The sequence below is a fragment of the uncultured Aquincola sp. genome, assembly GCF_964001545.1.
GTDB lineage: Bacteria > Pseudomonadota > Gammaproteobacteria > Burkholderiales > Burkholderiaceae_C > Aquincola.
In genome coordinates this window covers 1-22,896 of sequence record NZ_CAXFDV010000387.1, presented here as the reverse complement: position 1 = coordinate 22,896, position 22,896 = coordinate 1, and the positions used below count along the sequence as shown (strand labels likewise).

Here is a 22,896-nt window from a genome sequence, read left to right as displayed (position 1 = left end):
AACGGGGCTTCGGCCCCGTTTTTTCGTTTCCCCGACGCAGCGTTCGCATGATCTGGCAGACCACCCGCTTCGCCATCGACCTGGGCCGGCCCCGGGTCATGGGCATCGTCAACGTCACCCCTGATTCGTTTTCCGATGGCGGCCGCGACGCCGATGCCGCCCGCGCCCACTGCGACGCGCTGGTGGCCCAGGGCGCCGACATCCTGGACATCGGCGGCGAATCCACTCGCCCGGGCTCGCCCCGCCCAACCCCCGACGAGGAGCTGGCGCGGGTGCTGCCGGTGCTGCGCCATGCAGTGACGCTGGGCGTGCCGGTGTCGGTGGACACCAGCCAGCCGCTAGTGATCGAGGCGGCGCTGGCGCTGGGCGTGGACATCGTCAACGACGTGCGGGCCTTGCGGGTGCCAGGCGCGGCCGAACTGGTGGCGGCGCACGCCGCCTGCGGCGTGTGCCTGATGCACATGCAGGGTGAGCCCGAGAACATGCAGCTGGCCCCTGCCTATGGCGACGTGGTGGCCGAGGTGGCGCAGTTCCTGGCCGGCTGCGCCGATGGCCTGCGACAGCGCGGCGTGGCCGCCGGCCGCATCGTGCTCGACCCCGGCTACGGCTTTGGCAAGACGGTGGCGCACAACCTGCAGCTCATCCGGCAGCAGGAAGCGCTGCTGCCCTTGGGGTATCCGCCGCTGGTGGGACTGTCGCGCAAGTCCACACTGGGCACCGTGACCGGCCGGCCGGTCACCGACCGGCTGATTCCCAGCGTGGCGGCAGCGCTGGCAGCGGTCGAACTCGGCGCCCGCGTGCTGCGGGTGCATGACGTGGCCGAGACCGTGGACGCGCTCAAGGTGTGGGCCGCCGCCGGCCTGCCGCGCTGGGCAGACAAAACCAAGATCTGAAAAGAGAACAAGATGGCAAGACGCTACTTTGGCACCGACGGCATCCGTGGCACCGTGGGCCGCCCGCCCATCACGCCCGACTTCATGCTGCGTCTGGGCCATGCGGTGGGGCGGGTGCTGCGCCGCCAGTCGGCCCGGCCGACGGTGGTCATCGGCAAGGACACCCGCATTTCGGGCTACATGATCGAGTCGGCGCTGGAAGCCGGCTTTGCCTCCGCGGGGGTGGACGTGTTGCTGTCTGGCCCGCTGCCCACGCCGGCGGTGGCCTACCTGACCCGCGCACTGCGGCTGGATCTGGGCGTGGTCATCAGCGCCTCGCACAACCCGTTCAACGACAACGGCGTCAAGTTCTTCTCCGCCCGTGGCGAGAAGCTGGACGACGCCTGGGAGCTGGCGGTGGAGGCCGCGCTGGACGAAGCGCCACAGTGGGTGGATTCCACCGGCCTGGGCAAGGCGCGCCGCATCGAGGATGCGCGCGGCCGCTACATCGAGTTCTGCAAGAGCACCTTCGGCAGCGAGCTGTCGCTCAAGGGCCTGAAGATCGTGGTGGACGCCGCCCACGGCGCGGCTTACCACGTGGCGCCCGACGTGTTCCATGAACTGGGCGCCGAGGTCAGCGCCATCGGTTGCGCGCCCAATGGCACCAACATCAACGACGGCGTGGGTGCCACCGCGCCCGCCGCGCTGGTCAAGGCGGTGCAGGAGCGGGGCGCCGACTACGGCGTGGCACTGGACGGCGATGCCGACCGGCTGCAGCTGGTGGATGCCAACGGCCGCCTCTACAACGGCGACGAGCTGCTGTACGTGATGGTGACCGACCGGCTGGCGCAGGGGCAGGCGGTGCCCGGCGCCGTCGGCACCTTGATGACCAACATGGCGGTGGAGCTGGCCCTGCAGCGCCGCGGCATTCCGATGGTGCGTGCCAAGGTGGGTGACCGCTACGTGCTGGAAGAGCTGGGTGCCCGCGGCTGGCAGCTCGGCGGCGAGGGATCGGGCCACCTGCTGGCGCTGGACAAGCACACCACCGGCGACGGCATCGTCAGCGCCTTGCAGGTGCTGCAGGCGGTGCGCCGCAGCCAGCAGTCGCTGGCTTCGCTGCTGCAGGGCGTGGCCTTGTTCCCGCAGACGCTGATCAACGTGCGCCTGCCCGACGGCGCCGACTGGCGCGCCAACCAGACGCTGGCGTCCGAGCAGGAGAAGGTGCAGCGCGAGCTCGGCCAGACCGGCCGGCTGCTGATCCGCGCCTCGGGCACCGAACCGGTGCTGCGCGTGATGGTGGAGGCCGCCGATCCCGCGGTGTCACGCGGCATGGCCGAGCGCCTGGCGGCCGCTGCGGTCGCCTGAACGCGATCCTGTGTGACAGTGGCGTGTCATGTCACTGTCACAGAGCCTTTCTACAGTCCTGGTCATGAGATCAACGCTGAAAGGCTCGTTCATGTTCACCCAGGCCCCCCGCTTCAAGCAAATCGCCGTCGTCGCCGCCACCGCGATGCTGGCTTTCTCTGTGCACACGGCCAAGGCCCAGGACGTGACCGGCGCCGGTGCTTCCTTCCCCGCTCCCGTGTATGCCAAGTGGGCTGACGCCTACAACAAGGCCACGGGCGTGCGCATCAACTACCAGTCGGTGGGTTCGGGCGCCGGCATCAAGCAGATCAAGGCCAAGACGGTCGACTTCGGCGCGTCCGATGCGCCGCTGAAGGACGAAGAGCTGTCCGCCGACGGCATGGTGCAGTTCCCCACCGTGATCGGCGGCGTGGTGCCGGTGATCAACGTGGCCGGCATCAAGCCGGGCCAGGTCAAGCTGACCGGCGCCGTGCTGGGCGACATCTACCTGGGCAAGATCACCAAGTGGAACGACGCGGCCATCACCGCGCTGAACCCCGGCGTGACCCTGCCGGACGCCACCATCGCCGTGGTGCGCCGCGCCGACGGCTCGGGCACCAGCTTCATCTTCACCAACTACCTGTCCAAGGTGAATGCCGAGTGGAAGGCCAAGGTGGGTGAGGGCACGGCCGTGAACTGGGTGACCGGCGTGGGCGGCAAGGGCAACGAAGGCGTGTCTTCGTACGTGCAGCGCCTGCCGAACTCGATCGGCTACGTGGAATACGCGTACGCCAAGCAGAACAAGATGTCCTACGTGCAGCTGAAGAACGCCGCCGGCAACTTCGTGTCGCCCGACGACGAGAACTTCAAGGCTGCCGCCGCCGGCGCCGACTGGAGCAAGACCTTCTACCAGGTGCTGACCGAGCAGCAGGGCAAGGATTCGTGGCCCATCACCGGTGCCACCTTCATCCTGATGCACAAGAACCAGGACAAGCCGGCCCAAGCCGCAGCCGCGCTGAAGTTCTTCGACTGGGCCTACACCCAGGGCGACAAGACCGCCGCCGAACTCGACTACGTGCCGCTGCCCGATTCGGTCAAGGCTCTTGTGCGCAAGCAGTGGGCGCAGATCAAGGGCGCCGACGGCAAGGCCGTCGCCGCCAACTGATCCCCAGCCACCTCGCCAGTCGCTAGGCCGAAGCCCGGGCTGTGACCCGGGCTTCGGCGCAGGCGCCAACCGAATGGAGGTCGCATGACCGCTACAGTGCCCGCGAGCCACCCACTGAACGAATCTTCCATGGGCCGAGCCGACCCTTCCAGCGCGCCGCCGCCCTTGCGGCGCTCGGCCCCCTGGGCCGATACCGTCTTCTCCTTCTTCGCGCATGCGGCCGCCTGGCTCACGCTGGCCTTGCTGGCCGGCATCATCGGCTCGCTGGTCGTCGGCGCCGCGCCGGCCATCCGCGAGTACGGCCTGAGCTTCCTCTGGCGCTCGGACTGGGACCCTGTGCAGAACCAGTACGGCGGCCTGGTGATGATCTACGGCACGCTGATGACCTCGGCCATCGCGCTGATCATCGCGGTGCCTGTCAGCTTCGGCATCGCGCTGTTCCTAACCGAACTCTCGCCCGCCTGGCTCAAGCGGCCGCTGGGTATCGCGGTGGAACTGCTGGCCGCCGTGCCCTCCATCGTCTACGGCATGTGGGGCCTGCTGGTGTTCGGCCCCATCCTGGCCACCTATGTGCAGCAGCCGCTGCAGGCCGCCCTCGGCAACGTGCCCTACGTGGGCGCGCTGGTGTCGGGCCCGCCGGTGGGCATCGGCCTGCTGTCGGCCGGCATCATCCTGGCCATCATGATCATCCCGTTCATCGCCTCGGTGATGCGCGACGTGTTCGAGGTGACGCCGCCGATGCTCAAGGAGTCGGCCTATGGCCTCGGCTCCACCACCTGGGAGGTGGTCTACAAGGTGGTGCTGCCCTACACCAAGACCGGTGTGGTGGGTGGCGTCATGCTCGGCCTGGGCCGGGCGCTGGGTGAAACCATGGCCGTCACCTTCGTGATCGGCAACATGAACCAACTGAACTCGCCCTCGCTGTTCGAGGCGGCCAACAGCATCACCTCGGCGCTGGCCAACGAGTTCGCCGAAGCCGGCGAGGGCCTGCACCAGGCCTCGCTGATCTACCTGGGCCTGGTGCTGTTCTTCATCACCTTTGTGGTGCTGTCGTTCTCCAAGCTCCTGCTGGCCCGCCTGAAGAAGAGCGAAGGGAGCCGCACATGACCACCTCCTCCATCGACCCGCGCCGGCTGGCCAAACACCACAGCCGCAAGCGCGTGAATGCGGTCGCCCTGGCGCTGGCGCTGGGCGCCATGGCCTTCGGCGTGTTCTGGCTGATCTGGATCCTGGTGGAAACGGTGCGCCTGGGCTTTGGCGGTCTGGCGCTGGCCACCTTCACCGAGATGACGCCCGCGCCGATGTCGGAGACTGGCGGCCTGGCCAACGCCATCTACGGCTCGCTGATGATGGTGGTGCTGGCCACGTTGGTGGGCACGCCCATCGGCGTGATGGCAGGCATCTACCTGGCCGAGTACGGTGTCAAGACGCGCCTGGGCGCGGCCACCCGCTTCATCAACGACATCCTGCTGTCGGCGCCTTCCATCGTGGTGGGCCTGTTCATCTATGCGGTGGTGGTGGCGCGGATGAAGAGCTTTTCGGGCTATGCCGGCATCCTGGCGCTGGCGCTGATCGTGATTCCGGTGGTCATCCGCACCACCGAGAACATGCTGATGCTGGTGCCCAGCGCGCTGCGCGAGGCGGCCTACGCCCTGGGCACGCCCAAGTGGAAGGTCATCATGCTCATCACCCTGAAGGCGGCCCGCGCCGGCGTGGTCACCGGCGTGCTGCTGGCAGTGGCCCGCATCTCGGGCGAGACGGCGCCGCTGCTGTTCACCGCGCTGTCCAACCAGTTCTGGACGATGGACCTGGGCCAGCCGATGGCCAGCCTGCCGGTGACCATCTTCAAGTTCGCGATGAGCCCTTACGAGAACTGGCAGAAGCTGGCGTGGGCCGGCGTCTTCCTGATCACGATCGGCGTGCTGGCGCTCAACATCCTGGCGCGCACCCTGTTCCGCAACAAGCACTGAGAGAGCCGGAGCTCACCATGGACACCAAAGTCAATCTGCCCGTGACCGAGAAGGCCAAGCTCTCGGTGCGCAACCTGAACTTCTATTACGGCAGCTTCCACGCGCTCAAGCACATCAACCTCGACATCCCCGAGAAGAAGGTCACCGCCTTCATCGGCCCGTCGGGTTGCGGCAAGAGCACGCTGCTGCGCACTTTCAACCGCATGTTCGAGCTCTATCCCGAGCAGCGGGCCGAAGGCGAGATCAACCTCGACGGCGAGAACATCCTCAACGCCAAGCTGGACGTGAGCCTGATCCGCGCCAAGGTCGGCATGGTGTTCCAGAAGCCCACGCCGTTTCCGATGTCGATCTACGACAACATCGCCTTCGGCGTGCGGCTGTTCGAGAACCTGCCGCGCGTGGAGATGGACGAGCGCGTGGAATGGGCGCTGAAGAAGGCGGCGCTGTGGAACGAGGTCAAGGACAAGCTGGGCCAGAGCGGCTCGGGCCTGTCGGGCGGCCAGCAGCAGCGCCTGTGCATCGCGCGCGGCATCGCGATCAAGCCCGAGGTGCTGCTGCTCGATGAACCCTGCTCGGCACTCGACCCGATTTCCACCGGCAAGATCGAGGAGCTGATCCACGAGCTCAAGAGCGACTACACCGTGGCCATCGTTACCCACAACATGCAGCAGGCGGCGCGTTGCTCCGACTACACCGCCTACATGTACCTGGGCGACCTGATCGAATTCGGTCCCACTTCCGAGCTGTTCATGAAGCCGAAGAAGAAGGACACCGAGGACTACATCACCGGCCGCTTCGGCTGATCCAGGAGACACCATGGCGGACAAGCATCTCTCCACGCAATTCGACGCCGAGCTGAGCGGCATCTCCAACCGGGTGCTCGAGATGGGCGGCCTGGTGGAAGCGCAGGTGGCGCAGGCCATCTATGCGCTGAGCAACTTCAGCAGCGAGACGGCCAACCAGGTGCTGCAGCAGGAAACGCGCGTCAACCAGATGGAAGTCGAGATCGACAGCGACCTGTCCGGCATCATCGCCCGCCGCCAGCCGACTGCGCGCGACCTGCGCCTGCTGATCGCGGTCAGCAAGACCATCGCCAACCTCGAGCGCGTGGGCGACGAAGCCGCCCGCATCGCCCGCACGGTGCAGCGCCTGGTCAACACCGGCGTGTCGAGCCGGCTGCGCGTGCCGGTGGCCGACCTGGCCTTCGAGGCCGACCTGGCGGTGGCGCTGCTGCGCAAGGCGCTCGACGCCTTCGCCCGCCTGGACACCGCGCGCGCGCTGGAAGTGCTCAAGCAGGACGACCAGATCGACCAGGAGTTCGACGGCCTGCTGCGCAAGCTGATCACCTACATGATGGAAGATCCGCGCACGATCTCTTCCAGCATCGACCTGGTGTTCGTGGCCAAGGCCATCGAGCGTGTGGGCGACCATGCCAAGAACCTGGCCGAAGCCATCATCTACGTGGTCAAGGGCACCGATGTGCGCCACCACACCGTTGAAGCCGTCGAGGATGCAGTCCGATGAGTCTTGTACTGGTGGTCGAAGACGAGCCGGCGATTGCCGAGCTCATTTCCCTCAACCTGCGCCACGCCGGCTATGACGTGGTGATCGCGTCCGACGCCGAGCAGGCGCAGCAGGCCGTCAACGGCGTGCTGCCCGACCTGGTGCTGCTGGACTGGATGCTGCCGGGCCAGTCGGGCCTGTCGCTGGCCAAGCGTTGGCGCGGCGAAGCCCGCACCAAGGGCCTGCCGGTGATCATGCTGACCGCCCGCTCGGAAGAGTCGGACATGGTCTCGGGCCTGGACGCAGGGGCGGACGACTACCTGACCAAGCCTTTTTCCACCAAGGAGCTGCTGGCGCGCATCCGCGCCGTGCTGCGCCGCAAGGCGCCCGATGCGCTGGACGCGGCGGTGGAAGTGGGCGGCCTGGTGCTGGACCCGTCGACCCACCGTGTCACGCGGGTGATCGACGGCGTCTCGCGCGAGATCAAGATCGGCCCGACCGAATTCCGGCTCCTGCACTTTTTCATGACGCACCCCGAGCGCGTGCACAGCCGCGGCCAGCTGCTGGACCGCGTGTGGGGCGACCATGTGTTCATCGAAGAACGCACGGTGGACGTGCACGTCAAGCGCCTGCGCGAGGCGCTGGCGCCGGTCAACTGCGCGCCGATGATCGAGACGGTGCGCGGCGCGGGTTACCGGCTCACGCAGCAGACCAGCGTCTCGGCGTGAGCCCACGGCGGATGTCCCGGGGCAGCCGATGAGCTGGTGGTTGCTGCGCACGCTGTCGGCCGCGCTGGCGGCACTGGTGGGCGCCGTGGTGGGCGAATGGGTGGGCCGGATGATCGCCTTGCCCACCACCGGCCTGATGGCCGGCGCCGTGTTGGGCAGCACCGTGGTGGCCATGCAGGACGGCCTGCGCGGCCGCCGGCTGATGCGCTGGCTGCGCAGTGCGCAAGATGTTTCAGCCCCCCGCGACCGCGGCTTCTGGGGCGAGATGGGCTACCGCATCGAGCGTGCGCTGCGCCTGCGCGAGCGCTCGCTGGACCAGGAACGCGGCCGGCTGGAGCAGTTCCTCTCCGGCATCGAAGCGTCGCCCAACGGCGTGCTGATGCTGGACGCCAACGACCAGATCGACTGGTGCAACTCGATGGCGGCCGACCACTTCGGCCTCGACCCGGTGCGCGACCGCCGCCAGCGTGTGACCAACCTCATCCGCTCGCCCGCCTTCGTCAGTCATCTGCAGGGCGGCAGCTTCGACCAGCCGGTGGTGCTGACCAGCCCGCAGGGGCGGGCCACGCTGTCGGTCACCGTGCGGCCTTATGGCGACGGCATGAAGCTGGTGCTGTCGCAGGACATCACCGAGCATGAGCGCAACGACGGCATGCGCCGCGACTTCGTCGCCAACGTCTCCCACGAGATCCGCACGCCGCTGACGGTGCTGTCGGGCTTCGTGGAAACCATGGCGTCGCTGCCGCTCAGCGAACCCGAGCGCCAGCGTGTGCTCACGCTGATGCGCCAGCAGACCGAGCGCATGCAGACCCTCGTCGGCGACCTGCTGACGCTGGCGCAGCTCGAAGGCAGCCCGCGCCCGGCCACCGACCGCTGGACGCCGCTGGACCCGCTGATGCAGCGGCTCGAGGGCGACGTGGGCTCCTTGTCGGCGGGCCGCCACGTGATCCGCTTTCAGGTGGAGCCGGGCTTCGAGATGGCGGGCAACCCCAGCGAGCTGGCCAGCGCCATCACCAACCTGGTGACCAATGCAGTGCGCTACACGCCCGATGGCGGGCGCATCGACGTCAGCTGGCGGCTGCGCCCCGATGCCGCGGGCGAAGTGGAAGTGCGCGACACCGGCATCGGCATCGCGCGCGAGCACATCCCGCGGCTGACCGAACGCTTCTACCGCGTGGACGGCAGCCGCTCGCGCGACACCGGCGGCACCGGCCTGGGCCTGTCCATCGTCAAGCACGTGGTGCAGCGCCACGGCGGCGAGCTGGTGGTGGAAAGCGAGCCCGGCAAGGGCTCCAGCTTCCGGCTGCTGCTGCCCGCGCCGCGGGTGCGGCGCGTCAGGCAGGGTGCGGCCGACCACAAGTCGACCCTCACGTCCGAAGCTTGAGACCGGACTGCCGGATCACCGGCGGTACACCGCGCTGACCTCGTCGCGGTCGGTCGGCCGGTTCTCGCGGGCCACGAAGCTCCAGCCGGCGGGGGCGGGCTGCGGCTTGCCGCGCTGCTCGCCCACCAGCAGCCAGCCGCAGCCGCTGTCGTCGGCGCTGGCGCCGGCATGCTCGGCCTGCACGCGCCAGCGGCCGAAGTACTCCAGCGACGCGATCGCCGACATCGGCACCCCGCGCGTGGCCACGCAGGCCTGCGCCGGCACATGGCGCGCGATGCGTTCGGTCCAGGGGCGATAGCTGCGCGCATAGTCCAGCAGCGGCAGCCACAGCGTCATCAGCAGCAGCCAGCACAACGCCACTCCGCCGGCGGGCAGCACCAGGCTCTTCCACAGCGCATGCTGGTGGCGGCCGGTGCGCCAGCGCACCAGCGTCACCCAGGCCAGCGTGCCCAGCACCGCCAGCGCCAGCGCCAGCGGCGAAAAGCGAGCCGAAAAGCCCGGCGCCAGCTTGGCCACGTTGGCGGCCGTGCTGGCCGGAAAGCCCACCTGGAAGGCCGCATACACCACCCAGGCGCCGATGGCGCAGGCGCTGAAGAAGAACACCGAGAACCAGTCCACCGCGGCACTGGTGCCGCGCTGCAAGGTGGGCAGCGCAAACGCCGCCAGCACCGCAAAGCCGGGCAGCCCCAGCATCAGCGCGCGGTCGGAGCCGCCCATCGCCACGCAGGCCACCACCGCCAGCGCAGCAGCGCTCAGCGGCACCGAGATGTGCCGGTGCTGCAGGTGGTGCCGCCACCGCCACAGCGTCCACAAGGCCAGCAGCCAGGCCGGCCACAGGAACCACACCAGCAGCCGCACGATGCGCGGCAGTTCGGCCAGCACCTTGTCGTCGATGCGCCAGGCCCAGCTGTGCACCGTGGCGCCTACCAACGCCGCGCCCAGCGCCGCCGCCGCCACCCAAGGCGTGAAGCGGCGCACCGCGTCGAAGCTGGAACGTGCGCACAGCGCGGTGGCCAAGGCCCCCAGGCCGATGGCCATCGCCGGTGCGCCGCTGGCCGCCATCAGCGGCAAGGCGGCCAGCATGGCCAGGCGCGGCTTGAAGCCGCGAAAGGGCGCAGCGGCCAGCGCCCACACCGCCAGCGCCACGCTGGCCAGCTGCGCCAGCTCCGGCGTGGTTTCATGGCCCAGCTGCAGCGCGCCCAGCGTGGCCATCAGCGCCAGCATCGCGCCGTCGGCCAGCGCCCGGGCGTAGTCCACCGGCGCCGCCTCTCCGCCGAAGGCAAAGGCCACCGGTTGCGCGGCCTCGGTGCGGGCCAGCTGGAAGGTGGCGTACCAGGTCAGCGCCAGCGTGACGGCCAGCAGCAGCGCGTAAGGAATGCGGGCGGCCAGCGGCGCGTCCACCCAGGGCGTGAGCGCCCAGATGAAGGCCGCGCCCAGCCAGTGGGGCAGCAGGGCGGTGTCCACCGGCAGGCCGCCCAGCGTGGGCGCCAGCCAGGCGGTGCGGCCTTCGGCCATCGCGGCCATCACGCCGAAGGCGGTGACGTCGGCGTTTTTCCAGGGGTCGCGGCCGAACAGACCGGGCAGCAGGTAGGCGGCGCAGAACAGCCAGAGCGCCCAGCGCGGCAGCGGCTGGGCCGCGCGCTGGGTGACCAGGGCAGGGGTAGGTACGTTCATGCGGGCAGGGTGAAAAAGCGACGGGCAAGAAAAAGGGCAGCCAAGGCTGCCCTCTTGCCGTTGCAGGCGTGCATCACTTCTTGATGCCGACCTTCGCGAACTTGTTGCGGAACTTCTCGACCCGGCCGCCCAGGTTGTCGATGCTCTTTTGAGTGCCCGTGTAGAAGGGGTGCGACTCGCTGCTGGTTTCCAGCTTGTAGAGCGGCAGCTCGCGACCGTCTTCCATCGTCACGGTTTCGCGCGTTTGGGCGCACGAACGCGTCACGAACTTGAACCCGTTCGACAGGTCCACGAAACAGACCTCGCGGTACGCGGGATGGATGCCTTCTTTCATACGTGCCTCGTTCATCAGACCGCTCGCCACCTGGTAGCCACGCCTGCCCCATGCATGCGCACTTTCCCACGAGCGGAAAACCCGGAAGTATAGCGCGTGGCCTCAGCCGCCGCGCCGCATCATGTCGAAGAAGTCCAGGTTGTTCTTCGTCGACTTCATCTTGTCGAGGATGAACTCCATCGCCTCGATCTCGTCCATCGGGTAGAGCAGCTTGCGTAGGATCCAGCTCTTTTGCAGGATCTCGGGCTTGAGCAGCAGCTCTTCGCGCCGCGTGCCGCTCTTGTTGATCAGGATGGACGGGTAAACGCGCTTTTCGGCCATGCGGCGATCCAGGTGGATTTCGCAGTTGCCGGTGCCCTTGAATTCCTCGTAGATGACTTCGTCCATCTTCGAGCCGGTGTCGATCAGCGCGGTGCCGATGATGGTCAGCGAGCCGCCTTCTTCCACGTTGCGGGCCGCGCCGAAGAAGCGCTTGGGCCGCTGCAGCGCGTTGGCGTCCACACCGCCGGTGAGCACCTTGCCCGACGAAGGCAGCACGTTGTTGTACGCGCGGGCCAGGCGGGTGATCGAGTCCAGCAGGATCACCACGTCCTTCTTCAGCTCGACCAGGCGCTTGGCGCGCTCGATCACCATCTCGGCCACCTGCACGTGGCGCTGGGCCGGTTCGTCGAAGGTGGAGCTGATGACCTCGCCGCGCACGGTGCGCAGCATCTCGGTCACTTCCTCGGGGCGCTCGTCGACCAGCAGGACGATCAGGTGCACCTCGGGGTGGTTGGCCACCAGCGCATGCGCCAGGTGCTGCATCATCATCGTCTTGCCGGTCTTGGGCTGGGCGACGAGCAGGGCACGCTGGCCTTTGCCGATGGGCGCGATCAGGTCGACGATGCGGCCGGTGATATTTTCTTCGGCGCGGATGTCGCGCTCGAGCTTGAACTGCTCCTTGGGGAACAAGGGCGTCAAGTTCTCGAACATGATCTTGTGCTTGTTCTCCTCGGGCGTCAGGCCGTTCACGCGGTCGACCTTGACCAGCGCGAAGTAGCGTTCGCCGTCCTTGGGCACACGCACTTCACCTTCGATCATGTCGCCGGTGTGGAGATTGAAGCGGCGGATCTGGCTCGGGCTCAGGTAGATGTCGTCGGTGGACGCCATGTAGCTGGTGTCCGGCGAGCGCAGGAAGCCGAAGCCGTCAGGCAGCACTTCGAGCACGCCGTCGCCGAAGACCTGTTCACCGGCCTTGGCGCGCTTTTTCATGATCGCGAACATCAGCTCCTGCTTGCGCAGGCGGCTGACGTTGTCGATCTCCAGCGCTTCGCCCATCTTGATGAGCTCGGAAACGTGCTGGGCCTTCAGTTCGGAAAGATGCATGGAGGCGGACCTTGGGAGGGTGCGCCGCTGCCAAGCAAGCGCACCGAACGATCGGCTCGGACTGTGCCAGCGCCGCCGAGCGAATTCGCTGATTCAGCAAACTCGCGTGCGGGCCATCGAATTACACGCTGGTGGGAGGAGCCGACTCCACGCGCTGAATGCCGTTGTGGCACCGGGCGTGGTGGCAATCTGGGCGCTGGCGGGGCGTTGGAACAACCCTCGTCGCCAGCAACTCCGTCAGATTATAGATGACCGTCCAGGAAGGCGGTCAATTGGGTCTTCGTCAGGGCGCCGACCTTGGTCGCGGCGACCTGGCCGTTCTTGAACAGCATCAGCGTCGGGATGCCGCGGATGCCGAACTTGGCAGGCACGTCGCGGTTGTCGTCGACGTTGAGCTTGGCGATCTGCAGCTTGTCGCCATAGTCCTTCGACACTTCGTCCAGGATGGGCGCAATCATCTTGCAGGGGCCGCACCATTCGGCCCAGTAATCGACCAGCACCGGCTTGTCGGATTGGAGGACGTCGGATTCGAACGACGCGTCGGAGATGTGCTTGATGAGTTCGCTCATGTCGTTTCCTGATTGGCCGTAAAGGCTTGATCGATTCTGACACAAGCCCTTCATGGGGCCGGTGCATCCGGTCTATGGCCGCCATAGCCCGAACCCGATGGCGTGCGAAGCCCATCTGGCCGGCAATCGCCGGTTTGTTCGGCAGTTTTGCGCGCGCCGCTGGCTGTCCAATCGGGGTGTCCACCTCCGCCGCCCCATGACTGCAGCGACCTCACCCTCCGCCAAACCCGTCCGCACCTTCGGCCGTTTCGAGCTGCGCCATCTGCTCGGCCGCAGTGCGCACACCATGGCCTGGACGGTCTTCGATCCGTCCAGCCAGCAAGAGCGCGTGCTGGTGCTGCCGCGCTCGCAGCCTGCGGACGCGGCAGGCCTGGACCGCTGGCTGCAGGCGGCGCGCAAGGCCTCGCGGCTGGACCATCCGGGCATCGCGCCCGCGCTGGAGATCGACGCGCATGAACGTTGGCCCTACGCCGCCTATGCACGCAGCACCACGCTGGCCGAAAGGCTCACCCGTGAAGGCTGGCCGGCGGTGGAGGTTGCCCGCTGGATGACGCAGGCGCTGGAAGGCCTGGCCTTTGCGCACGAAGCGGGCATTGCGCACCGCGACCTGCAGCTGCACCTGTTGAGCGTGACCGAAACCGAGCAGCTGCAGGTGATGGGCCTGGAAGTGGCGATCGCCGAGCGCATGGCCGCGGGCGCGGCGGGCGGCGGCCTGGGCTTGCAGGCCCAGGGCCATGCGGCCAGCCGCGACGTGCTGTCCATGGGCTTGCTGATGCACCAGATGCTGGCCGCCGAGCCTGCGCTGGGCGAGGCCGACATCGGCCGCTGCATCGAGCGCATGCCGCCGCTGGGGCGCGACATCGTGCGCCTGCCCTGGGTGATTCCGCGCCCGGTGCCCGAGGCCTTGCGCGCCATCGTCAACCGCGCCACCGACCGCCAGGAACGCCAGCGCTACCAGAGCGCCCGCACGCTGGCGCGGGCGCTGCAGGGCTGGCTCGACAACGCGGCGCAGGGCGGCGATGCCCACGACCTGCTGCTGGAGCGGGTGCGCCAGATCGGCGCGCTGCCGGCCATGCGCGGCGGCGCGGTGCGCGCGGCGCGCCTGGCCTCGCTGGAAACCGGCCACACCAGCGAATTGGCCGAGCTGGCCCTGAAGGACCTGGCGCTGGCCTTCGAGCTGCTGCGGCAGGTCAACAGCGCCCAGGTGCGCGGTGCCCAGGTGGCGGGCAACGGCCCGGTGCTGACGGTGCGGCGCGCCATCGCGATGATCGGGCTCGACGGCCTGCGCCGCGCGGCCACCGGTCTGCGGCCATGGCCCGGCCCCTTGAACGACAGCGCGGCGGCCGAGCTGGCGCAATGCATCCTGCGGGTCAAGCGGGCGGCGCAGCTGGCGCAACAGCTGCGCCCTGCGGGGTACGACGCCGAGGTGGTCTACCTCGTCACGCTGATGCAGAACCTGGGCCGGCTGCTGGTGCACTACCACTTCCCCGATGAAGCGCAGCAGATCCACCGGCTGATGCAGCCCGCACCGGGCAGGGACGGTGGCCCCGACGAGCCGGGCATGCCCGAAGAGGTGGCCGCGTTTGCGGTGCTGGGCGTGGACATCGAATCGATGGGCGCGGCCGTGGCCCGCTACTGGGGCATGGACGACGCGGTGCTGCACATGATCCGCCGCGTGCCGGTGCAGACGCCGGTGCGCCATGGCGACAGCGACGACGACATCCTGCGCACCGTGGCCAGTGCTGCCAATGAAGCGGTGGATGCGATGGGCCTGCCGCCGCGCCAGGTGGGCCCGGCGCTGGACCGCGTGGCCCAGCGGTATGCCCGTGTGCTGCACCTTCAGCCGCGCGAGCTGCACGATGCAGCGCAGGCTGCCATGCGCGGCCAGGGCGACCCGATGGGCGGAGACGGCGTGGAAGGTCTGGACGATGCGCCGGCGGAAGAGACTCCAGCGGCGCAGGGCGCGGGTGAGGCTTCAGCGGCAGACGGGGCGGGCGGCTTCATGGCCGCCCAGCCACCCCAGGCGCCGGAGCGTCCGGCGCAGCCCGCCTGACGGAGGCGGGAAGGGTGACGAGCCTGATCTCGGCACTGGTCACAACGGTTGGGGCTGCTTCGTTCCCGACCTGACCCGGTTGGCCGCGCTTCCATGCGAGGAGGCCCGTCACCGACCATTCTAGGGCACAGCGGCGAACACCCACTTCGGGGCGCCGCCGCGGTGCTTCAACGCAGCTGCAGATCGTCGTTGCCGAAGCGGATGTTCAGCGGCTCGATAAGCAGCTGCTTGGGGCCGGCTTCCACCTGGCCGGCCACCAGCGCCGGCACGCCTTGCGCCTGGGCGATCTGCACCACGCGCTCGGCATCGGCCGCGTCCACGAAGATGGCGAAACCCGCGCCCATGTTGAGCGTGCTGTAGGCCTCGCGGTCGTCCTGCCTGGCGTGCTGCTGGATGAACTTCAGCACCGGCGTCACCTCGGGCACGCTGCGGATGCGGTAGGTGAGCTCGGCCGGGTGACGCAGCAGCTTGCGCCAGCCGTGGCCGGTGATGTTGGCGCAGTAGTGCGGCACCACGCCGGCCTTGTACAAGGCTTCGGTCACCGGCGAATACAGCGTGGTGGGGGCCAGGAGCGCCTCACCGTAGCTCAGGCCCGGCTGCACCTCGGTCAGGTAGCCCTGCGGCAGCCGTTCCACCAGCTTGCGCGCCAGGCTCAGGCCGTTGGCGTGGATGCCGCTGGAAGCCAGCAGCACGATGGCGTCGCCGGCCTGCAGCCGGTCGCCCACCGACAGCCGTTCCTTCGGGTTGATGAGGCCGGTGCACGAGGCCGCCAGGTCGATGCGGCCGGCTTCCACGATGCCGGCCAGCGCCGGCGTTTCGCCGCCGCCCCAAGCCACGCCGCAGGTGTCGCAGGCCTTCTTCCAGCCGGCCACCAGCGCCTGCGCGCGCTGCGCATCGCCGAACCAGTCGCTGCCGCCCGCAGCCCAGTAGGCCTGCACCACCAGCGGCGTGGCGCCCACGGTGATGAGGTCGTTGACCGCCATCGCGATGGTGTCCTGCGCGATGCCGTCGTAGTAGCTCTTGCCGGTGAGCTGCTGCATCTCGTCGGCCACCAGGGCCTTGCTGCCCAGGCATTCGACGATGCTGGCCAGGTAGAACGGACCCACGTCGACCACGTAGGCCGATTCACCGCGCGAAGCGGCCACCTCGGTGAAGCCGTGCGCGGCCAGGTGGCCGGCGGTGGCCGCGGCCGCGCGCTGTGCGCTGACCTTCAGCGGATCGATCAGGTCGTAGTTGACGCCAGCCTGCTCATAGGTGAGGGCGGCATCGGCGGGCGCGGCGTCGGCGCGGGGTTCGGTCGAATTCATGGGGCGGGATTATCGGGGAGTGGCGGCGCCTGCCGGGGGGTGATGCGGCCGGTTCGTAGAATGGCCCGATGAGTTACGTCGTGCTCGCGCGCAAGTACCGCCCCCGAAGCTTCGAGCAGATGGTGGGGCAGGAGCACGTCGTCCGTGCCCTGACCAACGCCCTGGCCCAGCAACGGCTCCACCACGCCTACCTGTTCACCGGCACCCGCGGGATCGGCAAGACCACGGTCTCGCGCATCCTGGCCAAGAGCCTGAACTGCATCGGCCCCGACGGCACCGGCGGCATCACCGCCCACCCGTGCGGCGTGTGCAGCGCCTGCACCGAGATCGATGCCGACCGCTACGTGGACTACATCGAGATGGACGCGGCCAGCAACCGCGGCATCGACGAGATCCGCGACCTGCTGGAGCGGGCCGCCTACAAGCCCAGCGTCGGCCGCTTCAAGGTCTTCATGATCGACGAGGCGCATCAGCTGACCAAGGAGTCGTTCAACGCCTTGCTCAAGACGCTGGAAGAGCCACCCGACTACCTGAAGTTCGTGCTGGCCACCACCGACCCCGAGAAGATGCTGCCCACGGTGCTGAGCCGCTGCCTGCAGTTCAACCTGCGGCCGATGGCGCCCGAGGTGGTGTACGAGCATCTGCAGCATGTGCTGCAGGCCGAGGCGGTGGAGCACGACGAAGCCTCGGTGAGGTTGTTGTCGCGCGCCGCCCGCGGCTCGATGCGCGATGCGCTGTCGCTGACCGACCAGGCCATCGCCTATGGCGCCGGCCGCATCGAGGCCGAAGGCGTGCGCCAGATGCTGGGCGCGGTGGACCGCAGCCATGCGGCCGGCTTCGTCGAGGCGCTGGCCCGGCGCGACGGCCCTACGCTGCTGGCCGGCGTGAAGGCGCTGCGCGACCGCGGCCTGTCGCCCGCCGGCACGCTGGAAGAGATGACCGTGCTGCTGCAGCAGATGGCGGTGGAACAGGCGGTGCCCGGCTCGCTGGACGACACCGACCCCGACACGCCCGCCACGCGCGAACTGGCCGGCCTGCTGCCGCCCGACGAAACCCAGCTGCTGTACAGCCTGGCGCTGCACGGCCGCACCGAGCTGCAGCTGGCGCCCGACGAATACGCGGCGCTGACGATGGTGCTGCTGCGGCTGTTCGCCTTCCCGCCGGCCGGGCCAGGCGGCGGGCAGGGGCGGCCTGCGGGCGGTGTGAAGGCGGCTGCCGCGCCGACTGCAGCGGCAACGGCCTCTGCGGCGCCGAGCCCGACGGCGCCAGCAGCCGCCGCGCCGACATCCACAGCGCAGCCGCCTGCCGCGCCAACCTCCACAGCGCCGGCGCCCGCCGCGCCAACCTCCACAGCGCCGGCCCCCGCCGCCCTGAGAGCCCCCGCGCCGCAGGCCGTGGCCCGCGCCGAGGTACCGGCGCGACGGCCGGCCGCCACCGGGGCAGCGACCGATGCCACGCGCGTGTCGGAGCCGGCAGCGCCGCCCTACGCCGCCACAGGCGCCGCACCCGTGGGCCGGCAGGCTGCGGCCCCCGCATCGCAGGCGGCCGCGCCCCAGCGCCCCGCGATGCGCGCCCCGGCGCCGCTGCCCACGCGGCCGGCACCGGTCGCCGCCACGCCCGAGCGCCAGGGCACCAGCCGCCCCAGCATGCCCGAGCCGCCCGCCTGGCTGGACGAAGCACCGCCCGACCTGGAGCGTGAGTCCCCTTCGGCCGGTGCCGACTTCGACGCGGCCGACGTCGACGTGATGGCGCTGCCCGCCGTGGCCCGCGCTGCCGCGCCGGTGGCCCCGGCTGCGCGGCCCACGCCGGCGGCCCCGCTGGTGCTGAACAAGACCGCGCTGGGCGAGCGCTGGGCCACCGTGGTGGCCGGCCTCAACCAGAAGCAGGCGGTGGTGGCCATGGTGCGTGAGCTGGCCATGCAGGCCGAGCTCATCGCCATCGACGAAGCGGGCGACAAACCGGTGTGGACGCTGCGCGTCGAGCGTGAATCGCTGCGCACGCCCACGCTGGTGGCCAAGCTGCAGGCGGTGCTGGCCGACGTGGCCGGCCTGCCGGTGCAACTCCTGACCGAAGCCGGTATCCCACAAGACTCACCGTCGCTGCGCGATCGCGCCGAGCGCGAGCACCGCCAGCGCGAGGCCGAGCAGATCATCCTGAACGACCCGGTGGTGCTGGGCCTGATGTCGCGCTTTCCTACCGCGCGTGTCGTGCCCGGCTCCATCAAGCCGCAATAACCCCACCTTCCACCGAATTCACGGAGCAGATCCACCATGATGAAGAACCAACTGGCCGGCCTGATGAAGCAGGCCCAGGCGATGCAGGACAACCTGAAGAAGGTGCAGGACGAGCTGGCCACCATCGAGGTGGAAGGCCAGTCGGGCGCCGGCCTGGTGAAGGTGGTGATGACCTGCAAGCACGACGTCAAGCGCGTGACCATCGACCCCAGCCTGCTGGCCGACGACAAGGACATGCTGGAGGACCTGGTGGCCGCCGCCTTCAACGACGGCGTGCGCCGCGCCGAGACGCTGAGCCAGGAAAAGATGGCCAAGGTGACCGCCGGCATGCCGCTGCCCCCCGGCATGAAGATGCCTTTCTGAGTTGGCCCCTTCGTTGGCCACCTCCCAGCTCAACACCTTGATCGAGGCGCTGCGCCGGCTGCCCGGCGTGGGCGTCAAATCGGCGCAGCGCATGGCCTTTCATCTGCTGCAGCACGACCGCACCGGCGGCGTGGCGCTGGCCGATGCGCTGGCCGCGGCGATGGAGAACGTGCGCCACTGCGAGCGCTGCAACACTTTTTCCGACACGCCGTTGTGCGAGGTGTGCAGCGACACCGGCCGCGATGCGCGCCAGTTGTGCGTGGTGGAAAGCCCGGCCGACCAGGCGGCGCTGGAGCGCTCCGGCGGCTACCGCGGCTACTACTTCGTGTTGATGGGCCGCCTGAGCCCGCTGGATGGCGTGAGCACGCGCGAGCTGGGCGTGCAGGCGTTGATGGCGCGCGCCCGCGACGGGCGGGTGCAGGAAGTGATCCTGGCGCTGAGCTTCACCGCCGAAGGTGAGGTCACCGCCCATGTGCTGCAGCAGGCGCTGGGCGCCATCCGCGGCCCCGACGAGCAGCCGCTGCAGGTGACCCGCTTGGCCCGCGGCGTGCCGGCCGGCAGCGAACTGGAGTACGTCGACCTGTCGACCATCGCGCACGCGCTGGTCGACAGACGCTAGGTCAACGGCGAGCGGTGCTGCTGGTGGCTTCTGCCACCTTCACGCCGTTGCGCGACTTGCTGCCGTTGTCGCTCTTGGCCACCCGCGTGCTCTTGGCGGTCTTGCTGCGCACCGGCGCGGCCTTGGCCACCTGCTTGCCGCCGCCCTTGACCTGGCGCGTGACCACGGCCGCGATCGCCTTGCTGCTGGGCTTGACGGTCTTGGCCGCAGAGGCGGTGCGCGTGACCGGCGCCTGGTTGGGCACGTAGACCACGATCTGGCTGCCCGGCTTGAAGCGCGCGCCCGAGCCCACGTCGTTCCACTGGGCCACTTGCGAGGCCGAGACGCCATAGCGCTTGGCCACGGCCGCCACCGTCTCGCCCTTCTTGCCGGCCTTCAGCGCCACGCGGCGCAGCGGCGGCACGTCGGGCGCCAGCAGCATGGCCGCGTTGTCGGCCACGTGCACCGGCACGTCGCTTTGCCGCTGCGGGCTGCGCGGCACCAGCAGCGTCGAGCCGGCCTTGACCACCATGCGCGGCGGAATGCGGTTGATCTCGCGCAGGTCGGCCTCGCTCATGCCCACCTGCTGCGCGGCATCGGCCGGCTTCATGGTCTTGGGCACCACCCAGGCCGTCCAGGTGGCCAGCGGGCCTTCATGGCGGCGCAGGTTGTGCAGGAAGGCGTTGGCGTTGTCGTAGGGCAGCAGGATCTGCGGCGTGCCGGAGGCCAGGATCACCGGCTTGTTCATCTGCGGATTGAGGTCCGCAAAGTCCGACGCCGACATGCCGGCCAGCTTGGCCGCCAGCGCCACGTCCATGTCGCGCTCGATCGGCACGCTCAGGAAGTACGGGTGGTTTTCCAGCGCCGGCAGCTTGAGCGCAAAGTCGGCCGGGCGGCTGACGATGTTCTTGACCGCCTGCAGCTTGGGCACGTAGTTGCGCGTCTCGTCGGGCATGCGCAGGCTGAGGTAGTCGGTCGGCAGGCCGGCCTTCTCGTTGCGGGCGATGGCCCGCTGCACATTGCCTTCGCCCCAGTTGTAGGCGGCCAGGGCCAGGTGCCAGTCGCCGAACATGTTGTGCAGGCGTTCCAGGTAGTCCAGCGCGGCGCGGGTGGAAGCCAGCACGTCGCGGCGGTCGTCGCGGAACAGGTTCTGCCGCAGCTCGAAGTCGCGGCCGGTGGCGGGCATGAACTGCCACATGCCGGAGGCCTTGGCCACCGACATCGCCTTGGGGTTGAACGCGCTTTCGATGAAGGGCAGCAGCGCCAGCTCGGTGGGCATGCCGCGCTTTTGCAGCTCTTCGGTGATGTGGAAGAGGTAGCGGCCGCCGCGGCTGGTCATGCGCTCGACGTAGTCGGGCCGGGTGGCGTACCACTGCTCATGCACCCGCACATGGTCGGTGTCGATGTCGGGCATGCCGAAGCCATTGCGCACGCGCACCCACAGATCGGCGCGCGAGGCTTCGTCGTTGATGTCGATCTTGACCTCGGGCCGCAACGGGTCCACCGGGGTGCCGGCGGCTTCGGCGGCGGGCGGCTGGGCCGGCGTGCTGGGCGCCGAGACGGCCTGCGGCGCGGGGAGGGTGGGGGCCGGCGTGGTGGCGTCGGTGGCGGCGCTGTTGCCGTTGCCCGAGGGCGGCGCCGTGGTGGCGCAGGCGGTGAGCAGGAGGGAGGCGGCCAGGGCGATCAGGCCCTGGGCTTTGCGGGGTTGTGGCGGAGTCATCGGAATCGGTTCTTCCATTCACGCAGCGTGGCGAAGACCGCGACCGGCGAGGCGTCGGCCGCCCCCTGGTCGCGTGCGGCGCGCACCACGGCCGGAGCCTCGCTGCGCAGGAACGGGTTGATCTCGCGTTCGAGCGAGACGGTGGAGGGCAGCGTGGACCGCCCCTCGGCGCGCTGGTGCTCGCACCAGTGCAGGTGGTCTTGCACTGCGGTGTTGCCGGGCTCGACGGCCGCGGCAAAACGCAGGTTGGACAGGGTGTATTCATGCGCGCAGCACACCCGGGTGTTGCCGGGCAGCGCGGCCAGTTTGGCCAGCGACTGGTGCATCTGCGCCGGTGTGCCTTCGAACAGGCGGCCGCAGCCGCCCGAGAACAGCGTGTCGCCGCAGAACAGCACCGGCGCATCGCCCACACCCTGGCGCAGCAGGTAGGCGATGTGGCCTGCGGTGTGGCCGGGCACCTCGATCACCTCGAAGTGCAGGCCCATCAGCGTGACCAACTGGCCTTCGGCCACGCGGGTGACGGGCTCGGGCAGGCGCTCGGCCTGGGGGCCGAACAAGGGCAGGGGATCGGTGGCCGGCAGCCGGGGCCGCAGGGCGTTGACGCCGCCGACATGATCGGCGTGGTGGTGCGTCACTAGAATGCCGGCCAGCTCGAGGCCCCGCGCATCGAGCGCCGCCTCAACCGGCGCAGCGTCACCCGGGTCGACGACCAGGGCCTGGCGGCCGTCGTCGATCATCCAGATGTAGTTGTCGGAGAAGGCGCTGAGGGCTACCAGGTTCATGCGTGGGGGTGGCTACCGCAAGTGCGGAATTATAGAAAGCCGATCCCCCGTGAAAGCCTTTGCAGAACGCCACTTTACATACGATGCTTAATGTGCCGGATCACGATCGGCTCGTGGACTGGCTGGACACGCCGCCGGGGCGCTACCTGCTGGCCTGGGAGCAGGACCGCCTGGACCGCGCGGTGGTCGACCTGTTCGGCTTCCATGCGCTGCAGCTGGGCCTGCCCCAACTGGACGCGCTGCGTGCCAACCGCATGCCGCACCAGTGGCTGGCCACCGACCAGGCAGCGCCTGTGGCGGAGCCCGGCGCCGAGCATCAGCCCGAGCCGGGCGCCGAGCCGCTGATCGCCACGCCGCCGCGCCAGGTGGCGCTGCACTGCGACTTCGACGCGCTGCCGTTTCCCAACCAGAGCATCGACCTGGTGGTGCTGCCGCACACGCTGGAATTCGCCCGCGACCCGCACCTGACGCTGGCCGAGGTGGAGCGCGTGCTGGTGCCCGAGGGCCGGGTGGCCATCCTCGGCTTCAACCCGGCGGGGCTGTGGGGGCTGCGCCAGCGCATGGGGCGCATCCGCCGCGGGCTGGGCGGCAAAGGGCCGCTGTACCTGCCGCAGTCGCCCGACCTGATCCACTACTGGCGGCTGCGCGACTGGCTGCGGCTGCTGAGCTTCGAGGTCGAAGGCGGCCGCTTCGGCTGCTACCGCCCGGCGCTGCGCTCGGACCGCTGGCTGGACCGCTTCGGCTGGATGGACGGCGTGGGCGATCGCTGGTGGCCGGTGCTGGGCTCGGTGTACTTCCTGCTGGCCGTCAAGCGCGTGCGCGGCATGCGCCTGGTGGGGCTGGCGCGGCGCCAGAAGGTGGCCCGCGCCGGTGCCCCCGCGGTGGCGGCGCGCCGGCAGCCGGCGCTTCATCAACAACCTGATCTTTCCCG

At 69.3% G+C, this 22,896-nt stretch carries 21 protein-coding genes and 1 other RNA gene; 14 read left to right on the top strand and 8 right to left on the bottom strand.

Annotated features, from left to right (window positions below):
- Positions 1-47 precede the first annotated feature (47 nt).
- The 9 genes from folP (at position 48) to phoR (ending at position 8,966) form a co-directional block, all read left to right on the top strand.
- The gene (gene folP / locus ABNT58_RS13375; protein WP_348753964.1) at positions 48-893 is read left to right on the top strand and encodes a dihydropteroate synthase; all 846 of its coding nucleotides are present in this window, start codon (positions 48-50) and stop codon (positions 891-893) included.
- A 12-nt stretch (positions 894-905) separates the two neighbouring features.
- Entirely contained in the window at positions 906-2,237 is a 1,332-nt protein-coding gene (gene glmM, locus ABNT58_RS13370; protein ID WP_348753963.1) for a phosphoglucosamine mutase, read from the top strand.
- Positions 2,238-2,328: 91 nt separating this feature from the next.
- Positions 2,329-3,381, top strand: coding sequence for a phosphate ABC transporter substrate-binding protein PstS (pstS, locus tag ABNT58_RS13365; protein WP_348753975.1), 1,053 nt, complete (start codon positions 2,329-2,331; stop codon positions 3,379-3,381).
- Between the two features lie 129 nt (positions 3,382-3,510).
- Positions 3,511-4,488: a phosphate ABC transporter permease PstC gene (gene pstC, locus ABNT58_RS13360; RefSeq protein WP_348753962.1), complete on the top strand. Its 978-nt coding sequence runs from the start codon at positions 3,511-3,513 to the stop codon at positions 4,486-4,488.
- Positions 4,485-5,351 (top strand): phosphate ABC transporter permease PstA, encoded by an 867-nt coding sequence (gene pstA / locus ABNT58_RS13355; protein ID WP_348753961.1) that lies wholly within the window; start codon positions 4,485-4,487, stop codon positions 5,349-5,351. Before pstC ends, pstA begins: the two co-directional genes overlap by 4 nt.
- Before the next feature lie 17 nt (positions 5,352-5,368).
- The gene (pstB, locus tag ABNT58_RS13350) at positions 5,369-6,154 is read left to right on the top strand and encodes a phosphate ABC transporter ATP-binding protein PstB (RefSeq protein WP_348753960.1); all 786 of its coding nucleotides are present in this window, start codon (positions 5,369-5,371) and stop codon (positions 6,152-6,154) included.
- Positions 6,155-6,167: 13 nt separating this feature from the next.
- Positions 6,168-6,875, top strand: coding sequence for a phosphate signaling complex protein PhoU (gene phoU, locus ABNT58_RS13345; protein ID WP_348753959.1), 708 nt, complete (start codon positions 6,168-6,170; stop codon positions 6,873-6,875).
- On the top strand, positions 6,872-7,582 hold the full coding sequence (phoB, locus tag ABNT58_RS13340; RefSeq protein WP_348753958.1) for a phosphate regulon transcriptional regulator PhoB: 711 nt from the start codon (positions 6,872-6,874) through the stop codon (positions 7,580-7,582). The genes phoU and phoB overlap by 4 nt, the downstream gene beginning before the upstream one ends.
- A gap of 28 nt (positions 7,583-7,610) precedes the next feature.
- Positions 7,611-8,966 carry a phosphate regulon sensor histidine kinase PhoR gene (gene phoR, locus ABNT58_RS13335; protein WP_348753957.1) on the top strand — a complete coding sequence of 452 codons (1,356 nt, stop codon included), beginning with the start codon at positions 7,611-7,613 and terminating at the stop codon, positions 8,964-8,966.
- 15 nt (positions 8,967-8,981) lie between these two features.
- Here phoR and ABNT58_RS13330 read toward each other — a convergent pair whose 3' ends face one another.
- The 4 genes from ABNT58_RS13330 to trxA form a co-directional block, all read right to left on the bottom strand.
- Positions 8,982-10,640 (bottom strand): hypothetical protein, encoded by a 1,659-nt coding sequence (locus ABNT58_RS13330; RefSeq protein WP_348753956.1) that lies wholly within the window; start codon positions 10,638-10,640, stop codon positions 8,982-8,984.
- A 73-nt stretch (positions 10,641-10,713) separates the two neighbouring features.
- Positions 10,714-10,974 (bottom strand): type B 50S ribosomal protein L31, encoded by a 261-nt coding sequence (locus ABNT58_RS13325; protein WP_250200107.1) that lies wholly within the window; start codon positions 10,972-10,974, stop codon positions 10,714-10,716.
- A gap of 102 nt (positions 10,975-11,076) precedes the next feature.
- Positions 11,077-12,339 (bottom strand): transcription termination factor Rho, encoded by a 1,263-nt coding sequence (gene rho, locus ABNT58_RS13320; RefSeq protein WP_348753955.1) that lies wholly within the window; start codon positions 12,337-12,339, stop codon positions 11,077-11,079.
- A gap of 242 nt (positions 12,340-12,581) precedes the next feature.
- Entirely contained in the window at positions 12,582-12,908 is a 327-nt protein-coding gene (trxA, locus tag ABNT58_RS13315) for a thioredoxin TrxA (protein ID WP_348753954.1), read from the bottom strand.
- Positions 12,909-13,104: 196 nt separating this feature from the next.
- Here trxA and ABNT58_RS13310 point away from each other — a divergent pair, with 196 nt between their 5' ends.
- Positions 13,105-14,961: an HDOD domain-containing protein gene (locus ABNT58_RS13310; RefSeq protein ID WP_348753953.1), complete on the top strand. Its 1,857-nt coding sequence runs from the start codon at positions 13,105-13,107 to the stop codon at positions 14,959-14,961.
- A gap of 13 nt (positions 14,962-14,974) precedes the next feature.
- Here ABNT58_RS13310 and ffs read toward each other — a convergent pair.
- Positions 14,975-15,071: signal recognition particle sRNA small type (ffs, locus tag ABNT58_RS13305), an RNA gene on the bottom strand.
- 57 nt (positions 15,072-15,128) lie between these two features.
- Positions 15,129-16,268, bottom strand: a complete 1,140-nt coding sequence (locus tag ABNT58_RS13300; protein WP_348753952.1) for an AIR synthase-related protein — start codon at positions 16,266-16,268, stop codon at positions 15,129-15,131.
- Positions 16,269-16,336: 68 nt separating this feature from the next.
- On the opposite strand from ABNT58_RS13300, the gene dnaX reads away from it, so the two are divergent.
- The 3 genes from dnaX to recR are packed head-to-tail and all read left to right on the top strand — an operon-like array spanning position 16,337 to position 19,484.
- A complete protein-coding gene (gene dnaX, locus ABNT58_RS13295) occupies positions 16,337-18,502 on the top strand; it encodes a DNA polymerase III subunit gamma/tau (RefSeq protein ID WP_348753951.1) in 2,166 nt (721 codons plus the stop codon).
- A gap of 36 nt (positions 18,503-18,538) precedes the next feature.
- Positions 18,539-18,865, top strand: a complete 327-nt coding sequence (locus ABNT58_RS13290; protein WP_348753950.1) for a YbaB/EbfC family nucleoid-associated protein — start codon at positions 18,539-18,541, stop codon at positions 18,863-18,865.
- 13 nt (positions 18,866-18,878) lie between these two features.
- The gene (gene recR / locus ABNT58_RS13285; RefSeq protein WP_348753949.1) at positions 18,879-19,484 is read left to right on the top strand and encodes a recombination mediator RecR; all 606 of its coding nucleotides are present in this window, start codon (positions 18,879-18,881) and stop codon (positions 19,482-19,484) included.
- Between the two features lies 1 nt (position 19,485).
- Here the strand turns inward: recR and ABNT58_RS13280 are convergent, their stop codons facing one another.
- On the bottom strand, positions 19,486-21,183 hold the full coding sequence (locus ABNT58_RS13280) for a transglycosylase SLT domain-containing protein (RefSeq protein ID WP_348753948.1): 1,698 nt from the start codon (positions 21,181-21,183) through the stop codon (positions 19,486-19,488).
- Positions 21,180-21,965, bottom strand: coding sequence for a hydroxyacylglutathione hydrolase (gloB, locus tag ABNT58_RS13275; protein WP_348753947.1), 786 nt, complete (start codon positions 21,963-21,965; stop codon positions 21,180-21,182). Before gloB ends, ABNT58_RS13280 begins: the two co-directional genes overlap by 4 nt.
- Positions 21,966-22,048: 83 nt before the next feature.
- On the opposite strand from gloB, the gene ABNT58_RS13270 reads away from it, so the two are divergent.
- On the top strand, positions 22,049-22,896 hold an 848-nt coding region (locus ABNT58_RS13270), incomplete at its 3' end, for a methyltransferase domain-containing protein (RefSeq protein WP_348753946.1).

What these genes read in the sequence shown, in the direction of transcription:
- folP (WP_348753964.1), top strand. Translation starts at nt 48, where the DNA reads ATGATCTGGCAGACCACCCGCTTCGCCATCGACCTGGGCCGGCCCCGG.
- glmM (WP_348753963.1), top strand. Translation starts at nt 906, where the DNA reads ATGGCAAGACGCTACTTTGGCACCGACGGCATCCGTGGCACCGTGGGC.
- pstS (WP_348753975.1), top strand. Translation starts at nt 2,329, where the DNA reads ATGTTCACCCAGGCCCCCCGCTTCAAGCAAATCGCCGTCGTCGCCGCC.
- pstC (WP_348753962.1), top strand. Translation starts at nt 3,511, where the DNA reads ATGGGCCGAGCCGACCCTTCCAGCGCGCCGCCGCCCTTGCGGCGCTCG.
- pstA (WP_348753961.1), top strand. Translation starts at nt 4,485, where the DNA reads ATGACCACCTCCTCCATCGACCCGCGCCGGCTGGCCAAACACCACAGC.
- pstB (WP_348753960.1), top strand. Translation starts at nt 5,369, where the DNA reads ATGGACACCAAAGTCAATCTGCCCGTGACCGAGAAGGCCAAGCTCTCG.
- phoU (WP_348753959.1), top strand. Translation starts at nt 6,168, where the DNA reads ATGGCGGACAAGCATCTCTCCACGCAATTCGACGCCGAGCTGAGCGGC.
- phoB (WP_348753958.1), top strand. Translation starts at nt 6,872, where the DNA reads ATGAGTCTTGTACTGGTGGTCGAAGACGAGCCGGCGATTGCCGAGCTC.
- phoR (WP_348753957.1), top strand. Translation starts at nt 7,611, where the DNA reads ATGAGCTGGTGGTTGCTGCGCACGCTGTCGGCCGCGCTGGCGGCACTG.
- ABNT58_RS13330 (WP_348753956.1), bottom strand. Translation starts at nt 10,640, where the DNA reads ATGAACGTACCTACCCCTGCCCTGGTCACCCAGCGCGCGGCCCAGCCG.
- ABNT58_RS13325 (WP_250200107.1), bottom strand. Translation starts at nt 10,974, where the DNA reads ATGAAAGAAGGCATCCATCCCGCGTACCGCGAGGTCTGTTTCGTGGAC.
- rho (WP_348753955.1), bottom strand. Translation starts at nt 12,339, where the DNA reads ATGCATCTTTCCGAACTGAAGGCCCAGCACGTTTCCGAGCTCATCAAG.
- trxA (WP_348753954.1), bottom strand. Translation starts at nt 12,908, where the DNA reads ATGAGCGAACTCATCAAGCACATCTCCGACGCGTCGTTCGAATCCGAC.
- ABNT58_RS13310 (WP_348753953.1), top strand. Translation starts at nt 13,105, where the DNA reads ATGACTGCAGCGACCTCACCCTCCGCCAAACCCGTCCGCACCTTCGGC.
- ABNT58_RS13300 (WP_348753952.1), bottom strand. Translation starts at nt 16,268, where the DNA reads ATGAATTCGACCGAACCCCGCGCCGACGCCGCGCCCGCCGATGCCGCC.
- dnaX (WP_348753951.1), top strand. Translation starts at nt 16,337, where the DNA reads ATGAGTTACGTCGTGCTCGCGCGCAAGTACCGCCCCCGAAGCTTCGAG.
- ABNT58_RS13290 (WP_348753950.1), top strand. Translation starts at nt 18,539, where the DNA reads ATGATGAAGAACCAACTGGCCGGCCTGATGAAGCAGGCCCAGGCGATG.
- ABNT58_RS13280 (WP_348753948.1), bottom strand. Translation starts at nt 21,183, where the DNA reads ATGACTCCGCCACAACCCCGCAAAGCCCAGGGCCTGATCGCCCTGGCC.
- gloB (WP_348753947.1), bottom strand. Translation starts at nt 21,965, where the DNA reads ATGAACCTGGTAGCCCTCAGCGCCTTCTCCGACAACTACATCTGGATG.